The sequence below is a fragment of the Paenibacillus chartarius genome (assembly GCF_042432825.1).
Classification (GTDB): Bacteria; Bacillota; Bacilli; order Paenibacillales; family NBRC-103111; genus Gordoniibacillus; species Gordoniibacillus chartarius.
The window spans coordinates 23,195-43,396 of the sequence record NZ_JBHLWN010000060.1; the positions used below are offsets into that span (position 1 = coordinate 23,195).

Annotated in this window: 14 protein-coding genes; 9 read left to right on the forward strand and 5 right to left on the reverse strand. The window is 55.2% G+C overall.

Annotated elements, in window-relative coordinates:
• Nucleotides 1-42: 42 nt before the first annotated feature.
• Nucleotides 43-1,113 carry a GntR family transcriptional regulator gene (locus tag ACFFK0_RS14495; protein ID WP_377470967.1) on the reverse strand — a complete coding sequence of 357 codons (1,071 nt, stop codon included), beginning with the start codon at nt 1,111-1,113 and terminating at the stop codon, nt 43-45.
• A gap of 129 nt (nt 1,114-1,242) precedes the next feature.
• On the opposite strand from ACFFK0_RS14495, the gene ACFFK0_RS14500 reads away from it, so the two are divergent.
• From ACFFK0_RS14500 to ACFFK0_RS14515, 4 genes are all read left to right on the forward strand, one after another.
• Nucleotides 1,243-2,598, forward strand: coding sequence for an extracellular solute-binding protein (locus ACFFK0_RS14500; RefSeq protein WP_377470968.1), 1,356 nt, complete (start codon nt 1,243-1,245; stop codon nt 2,596-2,598).
• A gap of 86 nt (nt 2,599-2,684) precedes the next feature.
• On the forward strand, nt 2,685-3,569 hold the full coding sequence (locus ACFFK0_RS14505) for a carbohydrate ABC transporter permease (RefSeq protein ID WP_377470969.1): 885 nt from the start codon (nt 2,685-2,687) through the stop codon (nt 3,567-3,569).
• Between the two features lie 2 nt (nt 3,570-3,571).
• Entirely contained in the window at nt 3,572-4,417 is an 846-nt protein-coding gene (locus tag ACFFK0_RS14510; protein ID WP_377470970.1) for a carbohydrate ABC transporter permease, read from the forward strand.
• A gap of 30 nt (nt 4,418-4,447) precedes the next feature.
• Nucleotides 4,448-5,419 carry a glycoside hydrolase family 43 protein gene (locus ACFFK0_RS14515; protein WP_377470971.1) on the forward strand — a complete coding sequence of 324 codons (972 nt, stop codon included), beginning with the start codon at nt 4,448-4,450 and terminating at the stop codon, nt 5,417-5,419.
• An 81-nt stretch (nt 5,420-5,500) separates the two neighbouring features.
• On the opposite strand, the gene ACFFK0_RS14520 is transcribed toward ACFFK0_RS14515, so the two are convergent.
• Nucleotides 5,501-6,433 (reverse strand): ArsR family transcriptional regulator, encoded by a 933-nt coding sequence (locus ACFFK0_RS14520; RefSeq protein WP_377470972.1) that lies wholly within the window; start codon nt 6,431-6,433, stop codon nt 5,501-5,503.
• Between the two features lie 321 nt (nt 6,434-6,754).
• Here ACFFK0_RS14520 and arfA point away from each other — a divergent pair, with 321 nt between their 5' ends.
• Nucleotides 6,755-8,278, forward strand: coding sequence for an arabinosylfuranosidase ArfA (arfA, locus tag ACFFK0_RS14525; protein ID WP_377470973.1), 1,524 nt, complete (start codon nt 6,755-6,757; stop codon nt 8,276-8,278).
• Nucleotides 8,279-8,369: 91 nt separating this feature from the next.
• Here arfA and ACFFK0_RS14530 read toward each other — a convergent pair whose 3' ends face one another.
• Nucleotides 8,370-9,251, reverse strand: coding sequence for a 3'-5' exonuclease (locus tag ACFFK0_RS14530; protein ID WP_377470974.1), 882 nt, complete (start codon nt 9,249-9,251; stop codon nt 8,370-8,372).
• A gap of 197 nt (nt 9,252-9,448) precedes the next feature.
• Between ACFFK0_RS14530 and ACFFK0_RS14535 the strand changes: the two genes are divergently transcribed.
• From ACFFK0_RS14535 to ACFFK0_RS14550, 4 genes are all read left to right on the forward strand, one after another.
• Nucleotides 9,449-10,603, forward strand: coding sequence for a small-conductance mechanosensitive channel (locus tag ACFFK0_RS14535; protein WP_377470975.1), 1,155 nt, complete (start codon nt 9,449-9,451; stop codon nt 10,601-10,603).
• A 14-nt stretch (nt 10,604-10,617) separates the two neighbouring features.
• Nucleotides 10,618-14,229, forward strand: a complete 3,612-nt coding sequence (locus tag ACFFK0_RS14540; protein WP_377470976.1) for an ATP-binding protein — start codon at nt 10,618-10,620, stop codon at nt 14,227-14,229.
• Between the two features lie 6 nt (nt 14,230-14,235).
• A complete protein-coding gene (locus ACFFK0_RS14545; protein ID WP_377470977.1) occupies nt 14,236-16,371 on the forward strand; it encodes a sensor domain-containing diguanylate cyclase in 2,136 nt (711 codons plus the stop codon).
• 1,475 nt (nt 16,372-17,846) lie between these two features.
• Nucleotides 17,847-19,310: an alkaline phosphatase family protein gene (locus tag ACFFK0_RS14550; protein WP_377470979.1), complete on the forward strand. Its 1,464-nt coding sequence runs from the start codon at nt 17,847-17,849 to the stop codon at nt 19,308-19,310.
• 185 nt (nt 19,311-19,495) lie between these two features.
• Here ACFFK0_RS14550 and ACFFK0_RS14555 read toward each other — a convergent pair whose 3' ends face one another.
• Together ACFFK0_RS14555 and sda are read right to left on the reverse strand one after the other, a co-directional pair.
• Nucleotides 19,496-19,834 (reverse strand): L,D-transpeptidase, encoded by a 339-nt coding sequence (locus ACFFK0_RS14555; protein ID WP_377470980.1) that lies wholly within the window; start codon nt 19,832-19,834, stop codon nt 19,496-19,498.
• Nucleotides 19,835-19,908: 74 nt separating this feature from the next.
• The gene (sda, locus tag ACFFK0_RS14560) at nt 19,909-20,127 is read right to left on the reverse strand and encodes a sporulation histidine kinase inhibitor Sda (RefSeq protein ID WP_377470982.1); all 219 of its coding nucleotides are present in this window, start codon (nt 20,125-20,127) and stop codon (nt 19,909-19,911) included.
• Between the last annotated feature and the right edge of the window lie 75 nt (nt 20,128-20,202).

Below are 20,202 nucleotides of genomic sequence, written 5' to 3' on the forward strand. Positions count from 1 at the left end.
AAGAGCCTCCGACTGTACAAGCCGGGGGCTCTTTATTCCATGCTATTCCAGCAGAACAAGCTTCACGGGAATCACAGCCTGCTGCGGCGCATACTCGCTTTCCATTTGCCGGAGCAGCAGCTGCACCGCCGTTTGCGCCATCGCTTTTTCATCTTGCATGACGTAGGGAATATGGGCGATTTCCGGATCGTCGAAGGAGATGAGCTCAAGCTCGCCCGCTTGTTTCCGGATCGATTGCAGCGCCTGATGCGTCAAATTCGTCATTTCGGCGGTCAAGGCGAAAGCTGCCGTGATGTGAGGGTGGGCCTGCAGAAACTCGATAATATACGAAAGGGCGTTCCGGCCGCGCAAAATGTGAAGCGGTACGTGACACCATAGGTTCTTATCGATGGAGATCCCCTGGTCGATGTACGCCTTCTCGAAGCCGGCCGTTCGATCCTCGATAGCCGTATTGGCGTTCTCCGGCGAGATCAGAGCGATTTGGCGGTGGCCCTTGTTCAATAAATAAGATGTTGTCTCGTAGGCGCCGCCGAAGTTATCGGATGTGATCGTGTACGTTTCGATATTGCGCAAATACCGGTCGATGAAGACGAAAGGGAATTTGTCAAGCGACAGCCGCAGCAGCGATTCGTTATATTTCTCGTCTTCGGTCGGAAATACGATCAGTCCCCGGACTTTCGCTTCGGTCAGCTCGCGGATCGCTCTGGATTCTTCGCCGGACGATTCGCGCGTCAGCCGCAAAATCATATGAAGGCCGCGCTCCTGCAAATAATATTCCACGTGCTCCACGAGCTGTTGAATGACCCTCGTCTTCATCGTCGGAATAATGAAGCCGATGCAGTTCGAATCGGATTTGAACGCGGCTTCCTGCCGGCGGCGGTCCTCGGGAATGAAGGGATCCGGCGAGACGAACGTTCCTTTGCCTTGAATGCGCACGACCAGGCCTTCATCGGCCAAAGTCGTCAGCGCATTTTTGACGGTAATCTTGCTTACCTTGTATTCGTCCATAATCTCTTGCTCGGACGGCACGCGATCCTTGGGGCGCAGCTCGCCGCTGAGAATCTTTTCTTTGATGTCCATATGAATTTGTTTATATAATGCGGTCTTATTCATTTTATTCACCCTGTAAAATATAATAATCCAAATTTTATAACCAATTGGGTATATAAATCATATTATGTCTATATTATAATTCAAAATGTAAAGCGGTTTCAATACCTGAATTTGGATGGAACCGAGGTAATGGAACCGAAATTCCACTTTAGGGGGATACAATTCGTGAAAAAAGCATTGAAACTTTCGTCTGCAGTTATGCTGGCATCTATGCTTGTACTTAGCGCTTGTTCGGACGGCGGCACGGGGCAGACTGGCGCGAATCAAAATGATAGCGCATCCAAAAAGTCCGGCGCGGCGACCAAGCTGACGTTCTGGACGTTCAATGAGCTGCATCAGAAGTTTTTCGAAAGCATGGCCAAATCGTGGAACGCCGCAAATCCGAACGAGCAGATCGAGCTGGAGGCAACCACTTTCCCTTACGACGATAACCATAACAAGCTGACGGTAGCGCTCCAATCGGGAACCGGCGCTCCGGACCTGGTGGACATCGAGATCAGCAAGATCGGCAACTATTTGAAGGGAGATGTGCAGCTCGTCCCGCTTAACGATATCGTAGAGCCGGAGAAAGCGAACCTGATCATGTCCCGTCTCGACAACTATGCGAAGGACGGCAAATACTACGGCATCGACTACCACGTAGGCGCGCAGGTGATTTATTACAATAAAGAGATTTTGGATAAAGCGGGCGTAAATCCTGACGACATCAAGACGTGGGACGATTTCGAGAAGGCCGGCAAGCAGGTGCTGGAGAAGACCGGGAAGCCGATGACAACGGTCGAGACAAGCGACCAATGGACGCTGTGGCCGATGGTCGCTCAGCACGGCTCAGACTTTCTGGATAAAGACGGCAATGTGAAGCTGAACGATGCAGTGAATCTGGAAGTGCTGACCTACCTGCAGAAGCTCGTAAAGGAGAAGATTGCGGTACCGACCCCGGGCGGCAATCACCATGCGGAAGAATATTACGGCTTCATGAATAAGGGCGGCGCCGCTTCCGTCTGGATGCCGATGTGGTATATGGGCCGGTTTACGGATTACATGGGCGACCTCAAGGGCAAGATCGTCATCAAGCCGATGCCGGTATTCAAGCAGGGCGAGCCGCGTTCGTCCGGTATGGGCGGTACGGGCACAGTGATCACGAAGCAGTCGAAGAGCGCTGACCTCGCGAAGAAGTTCTTGGCTTATGCGAAGGTGTCCAAGGAAGGCAATATCGAGATTTGGAAGCAGCTCGGCTTCGATCCGATCCGTTCCGACGTATGGACCGATGCTAAGATGAAGGAAGCCAACAAGTACACGGATTACTTCGGTAAAAATATTTTCGAATTCCTCAGCTCCCTGAAGAGCGAAATCGCGCCAATCAACGTGAAAGAGAAGACGCCTGCCGTATCCGACGTGGTCAAGACAAAGGTCAACTTCCTCATCTTGAACGATCTGAAAGATCCGAAGCAGGTGCTCGACGACGCAGCGAAAAGCATTAAGTAATCGGTGAGCCTGGTTCACGGGGAGGGAGATCTCCCTCCTCGAGGCTAAGCCGCCGAACGTTACCGGTGAAAGGAGTGAATCGTGGCTTGAAAACGTTGCTGTATGATCGTCGAGTTGCTCCTTATGTGTTTGTGCTCCCGTTCGTGCTGTCCTTCTTGATCTTTTTCGCGTATCCGGTTGTCTCTACCATCATTATGAGCTTTCAAGAGGTGCTGCCCGGCCAAACCCGGTTTATCGGATTTGAGAATTACAAGAACTTATGGAGCGACTCGTTCTTTACCGCCTTGCTGAACAGCAGCCGCTATACGTTCTGGACGATTGTCGTATTGATTCCGCTTCCGCTTCTGCTGGCGGTGTTCTTGAATTCGAAGCGAATGATATGGAGCTCGTTTTTCCGTTCGACACTGTTCATCCCGTCGCTGACGTCGGTCGTCGTGGCGGGAACGATATTCCGGCTCGTATTCGGCCAGCTGGACGAAGCGGTGATGAACTCGCTCCGCCATGCGGTCGGCTTGCCTACCGTCAACTGGCTGGCCAGCTCCTCGCTCAGCATGTTCGTGCTGATCGTGCTCGCTTCGTGGCGGTTTGTTGGCGTCAATCTGATTTACTTCCTGTCGGCGCTGCAAAACATTCCAAGTGAACTGTATGAAGCTGCCGAGATTGACGGCGCCAATACGCTCAACAAATTTTTCCGGGTTACGCTGCCGCTGCTGAAGCCTGTAACGATCTACGTCATTACCATCAGTATTTACGGCGGCTATTCGATGTTTACGGAGAGCTTCATGCTGTGGTCCGGCAACCGCTCGCCGAACGACATCGGGCTTACGATGATCGGCCTGCTGTACCGGGAAGGCATCGAGAAAAACAATCTGGGCCTCGGCTCCGCCATCGGCATCATGCTTCTGCTCATTACAATGGTTATTAACGTCATTCAGCTGAAATCATTCGGCTTGTTCAAGAAGGAGGAATAACGATGCACGCGAAGCGAACGTGGTCGATCTCGACGATCCTTCTTCTGGCGCTGTTCCTCGTTCTGGCCGCTCTTGCCCTGTTTCCGTTCTACGCGCTGACGCTGGCGTCCTTCAAGCCGTCCAAGGAGCTGCTGCGCTACGGCCTGAACGTCAAGCTGCAGCCGGAGCTGCTGTCGCTGAAAAACTATGCTTTCCTGATGTCGGAATCGGCGCAAAAATATTTCGTCTGGTACAAAAACAGCCTGCTGATTTCCGCGATCTATACGGTGTGCTGCCTGGTGCTGTCCTCGATGGTCGGCTATGGCCTGGCCATGTACCGGTTTGTCGGGCGCAATCTCATCTTCGTGCTCGTCCTGCTCGTGATGATGATGCCGGTCGAGATCATTATTTTGCCATTGTATAAACAAATGATTGCGATGAAGCTGATCGATACGTACACCGGCATTATTTTGCCGTTCGTCGTCGCCCCGCTGCCGATCTTCTTCTTCCGGCAGTACGCGGAAGGGCTGCCGAAAGATTTTCTCGATGCGGGACGCATTGACGGCTGCTCGGAGTACGGCATCTTCTTCCGGATTATGGTGCCGCTTATGTCGCCTGCGTTCGGGGCAATGGCTATTCTGCAGGCGCTGGCGAGCTGGAACAGCTTTATTTGGCCGCTTATCGTGCTGAAGTCGAAGGAGAAGCTGACGCTCCCGATCGGCCTGGCGTCTCTCGTGACGCCGTACGGCAACAACTATGATATCCTGATCGCCGGCTCCGTTCTGGCTATCGTACCGATTTTGATCGTATTCATCTTTTTCCAGCGCTACTTCGTTTCCGGGCTTACCGTTGGCGGCGTGAAAGGATAACAAATATAGAGAATAGGGAGAGAAGAGACCATGAGAGATTACCATACCGATTTTCAAGAACCGTTTATCGCCCAGAGAGCAGATCCCTTGATCTACAAGCATACGGATGGACACTACTATTTTACCGCTTCCGTGCCGGAATACGACCGCATCGAGCTTCGCCGCTCCGCGACGCTGGCCGGGCTGCGGGAGGCGGAGCCCGTCGTCATCTGGAGAAAATACGAGACCGGGCCGCTGAGCGCCAATATTTGGGCTCCGGAAATTCATCATATAGACGGCAAGTGGTACGTGTACTTCGCTGCAGCGCGCACAACGGAGACGCAGGACGGCCTGTTCGATCACCGCATCTTCGTGCTGGAGAACGGCTCCGCCAATCCGACGGAAGGAACGTGGGAGGAGAAAGGGCAGCTGCGTACGGCGTGGGAGAGCTTTGCGCTCGACGCTACGTCCTTCGAGCACCGCGGTGTGCGGTACCTCGTTTGGGCGCAGAAGGATCCGAACATTCCCGGCAATTCCAACTTATATATTTCCGAGATGAGCAATCCGTGGACGCTGCGCGGCAAGCAGACGATGATCGCTACCCCGGAGCACGATTGGGAAATTATCGGCTTCAAGGTGAACGAGGGTCCGGCGGTGCTGAAGCGGGACGGCCGCATCTTTATCTCCTTCTCGGCGAGCGCGACCGACTTCAATTACTGTATGAGCCATCTGGCCGCGTCGGAGGACGCCGATCTGCTCGATGCCGCCTCTTGGACGAAGACACCGAAGCCGCTCTTAAAGACGGATGAAACGCTCGGCATGTTCGGTCCCGGGCATAACAGCTTTACGAAGACCGACGACGGCGCGGAGGACGTGCTGGTGTTCCATGCGAGGAATTATAAGGAGATTACCGGCGATCCGCTCTATGATCCGAACCGCCATACGTATGTGCGCGTATTGAAATGGCATGACGACGGGACGCCGGATTATGAGGGCTCCGTAAGGCTTGTGCAGGTAAAATAAGAATACAAACGAGACATATGCGAAAGGAGTGGAGCGCTTGACGGCCGAGTCGGGCTCCGCTCCTTTTGCTATTTGGGAAGATCATTTATCATGCCCCGGTTGGGGGAGTTTGCTGTAGTACAGCTTGAAGACGATATCCTGGCTGTAGTTGCCGAACGCCGACCCGAATAAGGTTAATCCGCCGACATGCTCGGCATCGCGCTCGACGGCCAGGCGGAACGTCCACTGCTTCTGGCGGACATCGAGCCGGTCGATCGTGACATCGGACAGCTTGGCTCCGTCCATGTACGTTCCCTCCTTCGTCACCATCAGCCGCTTGAGCAGTCCGTATTGGTTAATATCGCTGAACCACCAGCTCGGGTTTAATTTGCCCGGGTTGCTGCCGAAATCGCCCGGGCTCGTCCACGTGCCCAAACGGACGTTGTTCAAGTAAAACGTAATGTCGGAAGGCCACTCGTTATTCGTGCCAGGCGCTTCGGAGGAAATTTCCATCGAAATTTCCAGCTCCTCGGGAAGCTCGCTGTTCATTAAGTAGTTGGGCAGCTTGTATTCGATAAAGCCTTGACCGAACCACAAAATTTTGGCATGCACCCGATCCGGGGCGAGGAAATAGCGAGGGTCGTCGAACATGCCGATCACCTTGTCGGGCGTGCAAATACCGCAGGTCGGGACGATATCGAAATCGGTAAAATGGCCGATCGACACTTCCGTCTTGTGGAACTCCCGCCGGCCGGCCAGCTTGTCGGGAAACAGAATCTCGATCGAATCGACCTGCAGCGAGCACATCTTCTGCGCGGCTCCTCCCTTGCTCGGCACCATCGCGCACGAAATAATGCCGGCTCTTTCGAGCTTCTTGACATGCATCGTCATGATCGCGCTGCTTAAGCCCAGCGCCTCGGCCAACTCGCGTACGTTCATCGGCCTGCCCGACAGCAGATGGATGATTTGAATGCGGACGTTGCTCGCCAATGCCTCGTAAACGGGCAGCGATTGCTCGGAGATATCGAGTTTCATCGGGGTCACCTTTTCCCTATATGTCTATGTGTGCGGTTCTTATACGGTTAATTGATTTATATAAATATTAATATAATGGATTTCGCTGCGGGTAAACAAGGGGAATAGGGGGTGGATTGGAAAGTTATGCTTGACGAAGCGGGCGGAGCTTGGTAACTTAATTAATAAATACAATACATAAATAACATAATTGTTAACCTAAAGTGATCCCTCATAGAACATCAGCTTGACTACTCAGCGTTGAGGGTGATTTTGGGGCCATCCGAGCAGTCGTTAATACCGATATTATCAAATCGAAAAACAGTGTGGAGGATGACGAACATGAGCCAAAGCAGCCTGAAAGCGAAGATGGTACTGGATAAGGAATACAAAATCGCTCCGATCGACAACCGGATTTACGGCTCCTTCATCGAGCATTTGGGCAGAGCCGTGTACGGCGGCATTTACGAGCCGGGCCATCCGACTGCCGATTCGAACGGATTTCGCCGCGACGTGCTGGAGCTGGTGAAGGAGCTGAACGTTCCGATTGTGCGCTATCCGGGCGGCAATTTCGTCTCCGGCTACAACTGGGAGGACGGCGTCGGACCGCGCGAGAGCAGACCGCGCCGGCTGGAGCTGGCCTGGAGGACGATCGAGACGAACGAGGTCGGCACGAACGAGTTCGCCGATTGGGCGAAGCTGGCGAACACGGAAGTGATGATGGCGGTCAACCTGGGCACCCGGGGCATCGACGCGGCGCGCAATTTGATCGAGTACTGCAACATCGACGGCGGCACGTATTGGAGCGACTTGCGGAAGGCGCACGGCTACAAGGAGCCGCATCGGTTCAAAACATGGTGTCTCGGCAACGAAATGGACGGACCGTGGCAGATCGGCCACAAGACGGCGGACGAATACGGACGCTTGGCCGTGGAGACGGCGAAGACGATGCGCCAGGTCGATCCGTCCATCGAGCTTGTCGCCTGCGGCAGCTCCCATGTGGGGATGCCTACGTTCCCGCAGTGGGAAGCGACGGTGCTGGAGCATACGTACGAGGCGGTAGACTACATTTCGCTCCATCAGTATTACGGCAATCCGCAGAACGATGCGGCCAACTTCCTGGCGAGAACGATGGATATGGACCGGTTCATCCGCACCGTGATTGCAACCTGCGATTTCGTGAAGGCCAAGAAGCGCAGCAAGAAGACGATCAATCTGAGCTTCGACGAATGGAACGTCTGGTACCATTCCCATGAAGCGGACTCGAAGCGGGATCCGTGGTCGATTGCGCCGCCGCAGCTGGAGGATGTGTACACCTTCGAGGACGCTCTGCTCGTCGGCTCCATGCTGATTACGTTCCTGAAGCATGCGGACCGGGTGAAGATGGCCTGCCTCGCACAGCTGGTTAACGTCATTGCGCCGATCATGACCGACAACGGCGGCAGCGCTTGGCGGCAGACGATATTCTTCCCGTATATGCACGCTTCCCAATTCGGACGCGGCTATGCGCTGAACGCCGTCGTGGCTTCACCGGTTTACGACAGCAAAGATTACACCGACGTGCCTTACCTGGACGCAACCGGCGTGTACAACGAGGAATCGGAGGAACTGACGATCTTCGCGGTGAACCGCCATCTGTCCGAGCCGCTTGCGCTGGAATGCGACGTACGCAGCTTTGCAGGCTACGAGATCGTCGAGCATATTGTGCTGGAGCATGACGATTTGAAGGCGGTCAACAGAGCCGGAGAGGCCAACGTCGTTCCTCACACCAACGGACGCTCCGCGATTTCCGATGGCGTGCTGGAGGCGAGCCTGGCAAGAACGTCATGGAACGTCATTCGTCTGGCGAAGCGTAAAGGGGATTAAATGAAAAAGGCTGCACCTCCGGAGATGCGGATTCCGGGTGCAGCCTTTTTTCTTGTGCGGCGGGCGGCGGACCGGCCGGCGGCACGATTTTCTAATTATCGATTTTTTCCGAATTAGCATTAGCATTAGCAGCGGCATTCATATTGGCGTTCACATTGGCCTTGGCGCCGGCGGCCGCTTTGGCTTTCGCCATAGCCTCGGCCCTGGCGGCCTGCTGCTTCTCCACCTCGGCGTGGAACAGCTGCTCCAGCTCGGCCGCCTTGCGCGGGTCGTCGAGCTTCACCTTATCCTTGAGCACCTTCTCCACCAGCTCGGACCAAACCGGGGCAATCTTCTGTACCGTCAGGGCCCGGACTGCATTTTTCACCAGCCGCCGCTCTTTGGAATTCGAGAACATGTCCTTATACTGCTGCGTCATCGTCAGGTCCAAGTCGGCATGAAGGCTGCGGAAAATTTCCGCGGTCATCCTGGCGTCGTCCAGCGCCCGATGCGCCGAGCCCGACGCGTCGATGCCGAGCTGCTGCAAAGCGTTCTCCACGCTGACGTCATTTGTCAGTCCTTGCCGGCGCAGGAAGCCCTTCAATAGGTCGAAGTACGAGACAGACGTCCAATACGTGTCGTCCAGCTTGTGCATGCGGGTATCCAGCACGATTCGCTTCAGGTCCTCGCCGCCCCAGGTAACGAACAGCGGAGCTTCGCCGCCGCTTTCGCCGCTGTCGAGCCACGCCTGGAACTCCCGCATGACCGGTACGAAGCCGCGCGCCCGATCGATCTCCTCCTGGGCGATGCCCGTCTTCTGCTTAATGAACGAATTGAGCTTGGCGAAATAGACCGGTTTAATCAGCGACGAGAATTCCCCTGTATTGTGCAGCTCCTCGTTCAGCTTCACCGCCCCGATCTCGATGACTTCCATCGGCAAATCGCTGGCAAATTTTCGGCCGTTGAATTCAATGTCCAGCACGATATAGTTCAAAGGTCGATCCTCCGTTATGCGCTTTTCTTCAAGTGCAGAGCCATTCTTTAGTATATCAGAATGTCCCCAAGATTACATAAACCGATGCGAACACATTTTACAGTATATTCATTTTATGATGGAGAAGGAAATCTGTCGTGATTTGGCGAATAATTTAGAAATTACAGCTAATGAACTAGGTAACTAGGAGGAGGAATATGAAGAAGCTGCTGTTTTTGCTCATCACGTTTGCTGCTATTTTCACGTTACCCTGGATCGGATCCATAGTGCGTTGGGACGGGTATCCGCCCGGATATGGCGAATTTCCGGCCTTGATGGCCGTTCCGGACCCGGGGTTCAACTTGCCGTTCTTTATTTTCGGCTGTACGGTCGCACTTGGCATTGTGCTCTTTCTTGCGTTTCCCGGATGGTTCGGGTTCAAGCCGGCGAAGCCGATTCCGCCTAGGCCTTCGGCCTCATATCCGTCATGGTTCTGGTGGAGCTTGCCGGTACTCGGGCTAAGCTGGCTGTTCATGTGGGGGCGGTTCAAAGGCTTCGAATTTATTGAGCATTATACGTTCGTGCCGCTGTGGTGGTCGTTCATTTTGGTGCTGGACGGTATCGTCTATAAGCGCAATGGCGGCGTATCGCTGCTGTCCAGCAAGCCGAAGACGCTGCAGCTGCTGGCCGTCGTATCGTGCTTTTCCTGGTATGCGTTCGAGTATTTGAACTTTTTCGTCATGGAAAATTGGTACTATCCGAATAATACGATATTGACAAATTTCGGCAACATCTTCTGGTTTTCCATGTCATATACGACGGTGCTTCCGGCCATTGTCGAATGGTACTTGCTGCTCAAGACGTTCTCCGCTTTCCGCGACCGTTACAGCGACGGGCCGAAGCTGGGCGCAACAAAGCCGATGCTGATTGCGTTTTATATAGTGGGACTTCTGCTCGCTCTGGGGATGGGCTTGTTCCCGTTCCAGCTGTTCTGGGTGCTGTGGGTGGCGCTCGTACCGCTGCTGTCGGCCGCGATGATGCTGCTCGGGTATTGGACGCCATTTTCGTCGCTCAAGCAGGGCAATTGGTCTCCGCTCATTTTGATTGCAATTGCAACGTTGTTTAACGGATTTTTTTGGGAGTTCTGGAATTTCGGCAGCAAGTGGTTCCACGGCACCGAGCCGACGAATCCGAACTTCTGGAAGTATTCGGTGCCTTATTTGGACAAGATACATATTTTTTCGGAAATGCCGATTCTCGGTTACTTTGGGTATTTATTCTTTGGTGTGAACTGCTGGATCCTCTGGCTGTTCGCAGCCAAGGTGTTTCAATTCGACGACAACTTTGATGTTACTGACAGCTCTGCGAAGTAAAGGTGGCTTTGCCCATGGTCAAAGGTTTGAAATATGAAGTGAAAGAACTGCTCTGCAACAGCGGCAGCAAGCTCGTTTGCCTGTGCCGGGACACCGAGACGGGGCAGCCCTTTATCGCCAAGGCGCTCCGGGCCGATGCTGCGAGCTATGAAGAGATTATGCGGTTCAAGCAGGAGTATCGCATCCTCGTCGAGCTGAGTCCGAAGGTGAGCGGCGTCGTGAAGCCGGTCAAGCTGGAAGAGCAGAGCGGCTATCTGGTCATGGTGCTGGAAAATATCCCCGGCCAGACGCTGAAGGATTGGCTGACCGAAAGCGTGCGCGAGCAGGAGACGCTGCTGAAGCTGGCGCTGCAAATCGTGGATATTGTCGGCGGCATTCATGAGCAGCGGGTTATCCACAAAGATTTGAAGCCCTCCAATATGATCGTGAATCTGCAAACCGGCGAAATTAAAATCATCGACTTCGACATGTCGGTGAAGCTTGCGAAAGAGAAGACGGAGTTTCAAAACTCCGGCTTATTACAGGGAACGCTGCCGTATATTTCACCAGAGCAGACCGGCCGGATGAACCGAAGCATCGACTACCGGTCGGATTATTATTCGCTGGGCGTCATGTTTTACGAGATGTTCACCGGTGTTAGGCCGCACGGATCCGGCTCCATTATGGACCAGGTGTATGCGATTATTGCGAAGCGTCCGGTTCCGCCGCACGAGCTTACGCGCGGGAACGTGCCGAAGCCGTTGTCGGACGTTATTATGAAGCTGCTCGAGAAGTCGCCGGAGGACCGGTACCGGAGCGCATTCGGCTTGAAGGCGGATTTGCGGCGGTGCCTGCAGCGCGAGGAAGAGGGGTTCGTCCCCGGGCGGGAGGATCGTCTGGATGTGTTTCAGCTCTCGCAGAAGCTGTATGGCCGGGAGAAAGAGCTGAGGGAGCTGGGGGAAGCGTTTGAATCGTGCTTGAGAGAGCGCTCTCAGCTCATGCTCGTCTCGGGCGAAGCCGGCATCGGCAAGACGGCTCTCGTCGGGGAGCTGCACAGCTTGGTGAGCCGTTCACGGGGATTTTTCATTCAGGGCAAATTTGACCAGTACAATCGGCATATTCCGTACAGCGCTATGATCTACGCGTTCCGGACGCTGCTCTCGCAGCTGAAGAGCGGCGAAGCCGCTCAGGTGGAGCTGCTGAGACAATCGTTATCCGAACGGCTGGGCGAGAACGGGGGGCTGCTCGTCGGCTTGCTGCCGGAGCTGGAGTCGCTGATCGGCACCCAGCCGCCCAGCGAGCCGCTGAATCCGACGGAAGAGACGAACCGCTTCTTCCTGTCGCTGCTTCAATTCATAGAAGCATTGACCTACAACGAGAAGCCGCTGGTGCTGTTCCTTGACGATATGCAATGGGCCGATATGTCCAGCATTCAGCTGCTGGAGCGGCTGGTCGGCTCGACCAGCTTGCGGCGTCTGCTCGTCGTCGCCTCATTCCGGCATAATGAGTTGTCCGACGGGCATCCGCTTATGGAAGCGGTTGAGCAAATCGCCAAGGAGCAGGAGGTGAAGCGGATTCACCTCCTGCCGCTGACGGACGAAGACGTCGGCAAGCTGCTTGAAGATACGCTCGGAGCTGCAGCGAATTCGGCTTCGGGGAGGAAGCTGTGCCGGATCGTCTGCAGTACGACGAAAGGTAACCCGTTCTTCGTCGGTGAGCTGCTGAAGGATTTGCATAAGCAAGGGGTTGTTTATTTCGATCCTACGCGCGGGACATGGGTGATCCGGCAGGAGCGGCTCGGCGGATTGACGCTCAGCAACGATATCGTCGAATATTTGATCGCTCAAACCAATCGGCTGCCCGAACACGTCCGAACGGTGCTCAGCCTCAGCGCGATGATCGGCCAGCAGTTTGATTGGGCGCTGCTTTCCCTGATCAGCGGCATGGATACCAAGACGCTCACGGCTGCGCTCGTTCATGCAGTGGACGAGGACGTGATCGTTCCGCTCAACGGCAATTACCGGGTGCTCGGCACGATTGCCGAAGAATACGGACTTAGCTTGGACAGTCTGGAAATTCCGTTCTCCTTCCGGCATGACAAGATTCAGCAGGCGTTGTATCAAACGATCGATGTGGAGACGCGGAAGCGGCTGCATCTGAAGATCGGCAGGCTGATGCTGGAGCAGCTCTCCTTGAAGGAGACGGAAGAGAAACTGATCGATATTGCAGGCCATCTGAACAAAGGGCTGGACTATGCAGCGGGCGCGGATGAGCTGGAAACGATCGTGGACGTGAACCTGCGGGCGGCAAAGCGGGCGAAGGACGCTTTCGGCTACGATACGTCATTCCAATTGTTGGAGGTCGCCATCGGTCTGCTGCCGGACGGTGCTTGGTCCGCGCAGTATGAGCGTACATTTGAGATCTTCAAGCTGTACAGCGAATGCGCCTATTTGACCCATCGGCTGCAGACCGCGGAGGACGCCTGCCGCGAGCTGATCCGCTTTGCGCGAACGCCGATGGAGACCGCTCTCGTATACGAAATGCAAGCGAATCATTATACGTATTTAGGAATGATGAGCGAATCGATCGCTGCCGGGAAGCTCGGGTTGAAAGCTTTGGGGCTGAATGTTCCGAATAAGGTCGGCATGGGCAAAGTGCTCAGGGAGCTCATCCGGGTGAAGCTCGCTCTGCGCGGCAAAACGGCCGAGCAGCTGCTGGCCGGTCCGACGATTTCGGATCGACAGGTCAGGCTGATGATGAAGCTGCTCGTCAGCTTTATTCCGCCGGCGTTCATTTCCGGAGAGACGAATTTGTTCGGATGGGTCGTGCTCAGGAAAACATATTTGTCCGCTACCTACGGGAACGCGCCGGAATCGGCGGGAGCATACGTCGGTTTTGCGATTCTGCTGTCGGGCTTGGGCGATCTGAAAGGGGCGAAGCGGTACGGCGACCTGGCTGTGCAGCTCAACGAGAAATTTAACGATATCCAGTGGCGCAGCCTGGTCAGCGTGCTCTATACGCTGTTCAGCTACAGCTGGAGCGCCCCGTGGGACACGCTTGAAGCCAAGTATAAGAAGGCGATCGAGTCTTCTTTGAAGTCGGGCGATCTGTTGTATCTTGCCCACGCTTGCTACTATATGAATTTGTGGAATCCGTCTATGGAAATCGAACGGTATTTGCAGGATAGCGTTCGTACGATCGCGATGATCCAGAACACCAAGTACAAAGAAGCGCTCGCTACGGCAAGACTGGCCCGGCAAAAGTTTCTCAGTCTGGCCGGGGAGCTGAGTGACCCGCTATCCTTCGATGACGCTTCTTTTTCCGAGGCGGACTATTTGCGGCAGCTGACGGAAGCGAAGTACTACTCGGGCATTGCCATTTACTACGTGAGCAAAGTGCAAATTTTGTATACGTTCGGGAAGTACCGGGAGGCGCTGGCGTACTTGGAGGAAGCCGATAAGCATATCGGCACTTTGGCCGGCTCGGCTTTTATGGAGGAGTTCTCACTTTATTCGTTCTTGAGCCTGGCTGCCTGCTATCCCGGCATGAAGTGGAGCGAGAAGCCTGGAGCTCGTCTGCGGATGCGCAAGGAGCTTGGCCGGATGAAGAAGTGGGCTGCGCATTTTCCGGACAACTTCCTGCTGTAGTACGTCATGATGCAGGCCGAATGGGCAAGATTGACGGGAAGCGGCGGCAGAGCGGAGACACTGTATCAGAAGGCCGTGCAGCTGGCCGGCGAAGGCAGCTTCATCCGCTACAAGGCGCTGTCGAACGAGCTGGCCGGCAAGTATTACCGGGATAAGGATTATCAGGATCTTGCCCTCTATTATTTTCGCCAAGCCGCATATTATTACTCCGTCTGGGGAGCGAAAGGCAAGGTTCGGCAGCTGGAGAGGGACTACGGCGTGCATTCCGCGGCAGCGGCCCGCATCCCGGCTCCGGTGGACGGCACGATCAGCGTGACGGTGGAGAGCATCGACATTCGTACGATTATGATGGCTTCCCAAGCGCTGTCGAAGGAGATCGGGCTCGGCCAGCTGCTGAATACGTTGATGGAGATCGTTATTGTGAACGCCGGAGCGCAGCGCGGCTGCATTCGGGTCATGACCGGTTCGGGGCTGGTTGTCGAAGGCGAGTATGAGGCCGAGGGCGACGCCATTCGGGTCACGAAGTATGACGGCAACGAATATGATTTCTACCCGAAAAGTATGTTTGACGCAGCGGCGGAGAAGCAAGAGACGGTCATCCTGGACGATGCGGAATCGGACCACCCGTATCGGCACGATCCGTATTTGCTCCAATACCGGCCGAAGTCGGTGCTGTGTATGCCGCTCATGAACCAGAACAAGGTGACGGCCATCATCTATTTGGAAAATAATTTGGTCAGTGGCGCCTTTACCAAAGAGAGGCTGCAGACGATCGACTTGCTGTCCCGCGAAATGGTGTACTCCCTGGAAAATGCAAGCCTGTACTCCGACCTGGAACGATCGGAAGAGAAATATCGCGAGCTCGTCGGTCATTTGATGGACGGAATCGTCATTGTTCAAAACGATCGTTTCGTCTTCGTGAACGAAGCGATGGCGGATATGGTCGGAAGCACGGTCGACTTACTGACCGGCGATCGGTTTGAGCGTTATGTACACCATGAAGACTTGCCGATTGCCCGCCAATACCATAAAGGGCTGTTGAATGGGGAGGGCGAGTTTGCCGAATACGAAATCCGGCTGACGCATCCCGAGATTAGCAGGGAGATCATCGCCATCTTTAAGGCGGCGGTCATCCAATATTCGGAGAGGCCGGCGATTCTCGGTACGGTAAAGGACATTACGGAGCGTAAACGGGCGGAAGAGGAGCTTCGAACGCACCGCTTCAGGCTGGAGGAGCTTGTAGCCGAACGGACGGAGCAGCTGGAAGACAAGAATGAGCAGTTGAACAAATATATCGATATCGTCGATAAGCATGTCATGATTATGCATACCGATACCGCTGGGCAAATTACGTCCGTCAGCGAGGAGTTTTGCCGCATCTCGGGGTATACGAAGGAAGAGCTTGCCGGCAGGAACCACGGGTTTCTGGTGCCGGCCGGTCCTGCGAGCTCTTCTACCCGGCTGTGGGAGCTGCAGGCCGCGGCGGATACGGTATGGAAGGGCGAGCTGGTGCAGATTACGAAGGACGGGAGCACGCTCTGGCTCGATATCACCGTCGAACCGGTGAAGGACCAAGGGCGGATTGCCGGATACGCGTTCATCGGCCATAACATTACGGATAAGAAGCGGATCGAGCAGCTTTCCATAACGGATGAGCTGACCGGCTTGTACAATCGCAGACACTTCAGCGACGTGTTCGGCCGCGAGGTCGACCGGGCTTCGGCTGCGGGAGAGCCGTTGTCGCTGTTTTTGCTCGATATCGATTATTACAAAAAATATAACGATACGTATGGGCACTTTGAAGGGGACACTGTCCTTCGCAAGCTTGGGGCGGTCATTCGGGAGCAGCTGGTCGGGACGGGCTGCACGGCATTCCGGCTTGGCGGAGAAGAGTTCGGCGTTCTGTGCGCCGGTCTTGACGCGCAGCAGTCCTATGAGCTGGCACACAAGATTCGAGCCAGCGTAGAAGCGCTGTGCATTCCGCACCGCTGCAGCGCAACCAGCGAGTTCGTCACCGTGTCGCTGGGCATTGCGGTGGCGGCCGCTTCCGGAAGCGAGGAGACGATATACAAGAGCGCCGATAAAGCGCTGTACACATCGAAGCGTAAGGGGAGGAACTGCGTTACGATCTATATAGGGTAAGTTGGGGGCGTATTCCGCTATGGCGGGGTACGCTTATTTTTTTACGCAACAAGGCCCGGAAGGGCGTTGTAGCGGGGGGCGGGGCTGTCGGCTTGCGGGGGAGGAACATGGTCCACGACGACCCAAGACCGCCCAAAAAGGGTCGTCTTTTCAGCTCCAAGGTGCCACGATGACCCAAGACCGCCCGAAAAGGGTCGTCTTTACGTCTCTAGGGTGCCAGGACAGCCCGAGACCGCCCAAAAAGGCGTTGTAGCAGCACGTGCGCGGTTTGCCGGGGAGCAACAAGGCCCAAAAGGGCGTTGTTGCAGCACGCGCACGGCTTGCCGCGGAGCAACAAGGCCCAAAAGGACGTTGTAGCAGCACATGCGCGGTTTGCCGCAGAGCAACAAGGCCCAAAAGGGCGTTGTAGCAGTACCCGCGCGGTTTGCCGCGGAGCAACAAGGCCCAAAAGGGCGTTGTAGCAGCGCGCGCACGGCTTGCCGCGGAGCAACAAGGCCCAAAAGGGCGTTGTTGCAGCACATGCACGGCATGCCGCGGAGCAACAAGGCCCAAAAGGACGTTGTAGCAGCACATGCGCGGTTTGCCGCAGAGCAACAAGGCCCAAAAGGGCGTTGTAGCAGTACCCGCGCGGTTTGCCGCGGAGCAACAAGGCCCAAAAGGGCGTTGAAGCAGCACGTGCGCGGTTTGCCGCGGAGCAACAAGGCCCAAAAGGGCGTTGTTGCAGCACACGCACGGCATGCCGCAGCGTAACAAGGCCCAAAAGGGCGTTGGAACAGCACCCGCGCTGCCCACGGAGCACAACAAGGCCCAAAAGGGCGTTGTTGCAGTACCCGCGCGGCTCACCGCAGCGCAACAAGGCCCAAAAGGGCGTTGTAGCAGCGCGCGCATGGCTTGCCGCGGAGCAACAAGGCCCAAAAGGGCGTTGTTGCAGCACCCGCGCTGCCCACCGCAGCACAACAGGGCCCAAAAGGGCGTTGTAGCAGCACGTGCGTAGCTTGCCGCGGAGCAACAAGGCCCAAAAGGGCGTTGTAGCAGCACGTGCGCGGTTTGCCGCGGAGCAACAAGGCCCAAAAGGGCGTTGTAGCAGCACGCACACGGCATGCCGCGAAGCAACAAGGCCCAAAAGGGCGTTGTTGCAGTACCCGCACGGCCCACCGCAGCGCAACAAGGCCCAAAAGGGCGTTGTAGCAGCGCGTGCGCGGTTTGCCGCGGAGCAACAAGGCCCAAAAGGGCGTTGTAGCAGCACCCGCGCTGCTCACCGCAACGCAACAAGGCCCAAGAGGGCGTTGTTCAGTACCCGCACGGCCCACCGCAGCGCAACAAGACCGCCCAAAACCGTTGTAGCAGCACTTCATGGACCACACCCTGCGGGTACGGATCACATTGTGGATAATTCTGGTCACAAGTCACAAACTAATCGAATCGAAGCGAAGTACTCCGCTTTGTTCGTAACCGTGATAAGGAGTGATACGTTTATGCCCGCAGGGTCCAAGCCTGTTATGCTGATCGTGATCGATTCGCTGCTCTCCTCCACCATTCATGAAGGGATCGCTCAGGGCCGGCTGCCGGCCTTCCGCTACCTGATCGAACACGGTCAGTTTTATCCGAATCTGATCAGTTCCTTCCCGACGATGTCGGTCACGATCGACAGCACGCTGCTGACGGGCACGTATCCGGACCGGCACCGGGTTCCGGGATTAATCTGGTACAACACGGGAGAGGAGCGGCTGATCAATTACGGAACAGGCCCGTTGGAGCTGCTCAAGCATGGCGTCTCCCGCGTGCTGCACAGCTCGATGCTGGAATTGAATGAAACGCATCTTCATCCGGGTACGCCTACGATTTTCGAAGAGCTCGGGCAAGCAGGGATAAGCTCGGGTTCCATTAACGGAACGATATACCGGGGTTCTGCGACTCAGTCGCTGCATATGCCGTGGTGGATCCGCCTCGTCTCCTCCTTGCCAAAGACAAAAGTGGTGAAGGCTCCGGACTATTTTTCATTCGCCCGCTTCGCCAATCCGCTCAGGGAGCGCATCCGGCTGCCCGATGGACCCTTCGTGCGGTTCGGCTTCAATACCGCTTTTGCATTGGAAACCGTCCTCCATCTGCTGAAGACGAATGCTCTGCCCAAGTTTACGTATGTATATTTTCCCGATATCGACAAGCCGTCGCACAAGAACGGACCGTCGGAATTCGCGACCGTTGAACAGGCTGACAAGCAGCTTAGCCGGCTACTGTACATCGAGGACTCGCCCGAACGGCTGCTGGACCGGCTTACGCTCGTGATCATGGGGGACAGCGGCGTCTCGGCCATCAAGTCGAATTCGGAACAGCCGTACGTTCGGCTCGACCGGCTGCTGCAGCCGTATCGTGTTCTGCACACCGGCCATTCCCCGAATGCGCAAACCGATCTCGTGCTGGCCGTTAACGAAACGATGGCTTACGTCTACAAACGATCGAGCCATATTACTTATAGAGAGCTTGCCTCGGCCGTGCTTACGGACAAACGGATCGATATTGTCGCATGGTGCGAAGAAGGAAGAGTCGTTGTGCGAAACACTGAATCGCAGGAGGAGCTTACGTTTAAACGGGGTGGCGGCTTGACCGACAAATATGGGCAATGCTGGACGCTGGACGGACAGCCGGACGTACTGGATTTGCGCCTCACAGGCGGAAATTCACTGGAATACGGCCGATTTCCGGACGGATTGGAGCGGCTGCTCGCAGCGCTGAACTCTCATGAAGGGGACAAACTGGTCGTAACGGCCAAATGCGGGTATGAGCTGTGCGACCGGTATTCGCCAAAACACAAGGGAGGCGCCCACGGCTCCTTCCATTCGGTAGAATCGCTAGTGCCTCTCATTGTTGCAGGTACACATGAACAACCCGATACGGACCGAATTGTCGATTTGAAAACATATTTGTTAAAGCTGCTTTGAATCGAAACCCTGAAACCCTGAAATCCTGAAATCCTGAAATCCTGCAACCCTGAAACCCTGCAACCCTGAAACCCTGAAACCCTGAAACCCTGAAACCCTGAAACCCTGCAACCCTGTAATCCCAAACCCTGTTCCTAACCAAAATAACCACATAACCCCGCAACCTCGTTATCCAACCAAGGCTTCTATCTGCGTATCGTCACCGACGTTCCGACCGGTATGAGCTTGGCCAGCTCCTTCACGTCCGCGTTGTGCATCCGAATGCAGCCGTGCGATACGCGCTTGCCGATCGAGGATTCGTTGTTCGTGCCGTGAATGCCGTAATGAGGCTTCGACAATCCGAGCCAGTAGGCGCCGAAAGGCCCGCCCGGATTAGGCGCTTTATTCACGACATAGAATTGGCCGGTCGGTGTGCGAGTCAATATGGCGCCGGCGGCTATAGGATATCCCTTGACCACTTTATTGGCCTCGAGCACATATAAGCGAAGTGCGGAAAGATCGACGATAATGCGGTATCTGGGCATGCCCAGCACTCCCTTTCGCGATAGACTATGTTAGTAAGCTATGCCGAAAGGGGTGGAACGTTCGCCTAAAAGACCTATTTGTCTTGGACAGATGGGGGGAACCGAGAGTCGGAGCCGCACTCCTTGACCGCGCCGTACGAAATGCCCCGCAAGCAAATTTCTTTGTAGAGCATATCGATAAACTCCTGTTCTAAATTGCGCACCACTGCGGTGCAGAAGGCTGTGACTAAAGCGTCATCGCTTAGTGACTTAAACCTCTCCATCATCATGAGCCCCTTCCGGTTCGACATCATACTACACAAACTAACAAACAAATCTTATGCGAATATTAGTGGAAAATTAAAAATTATGAAATCTAGTTATTTCCG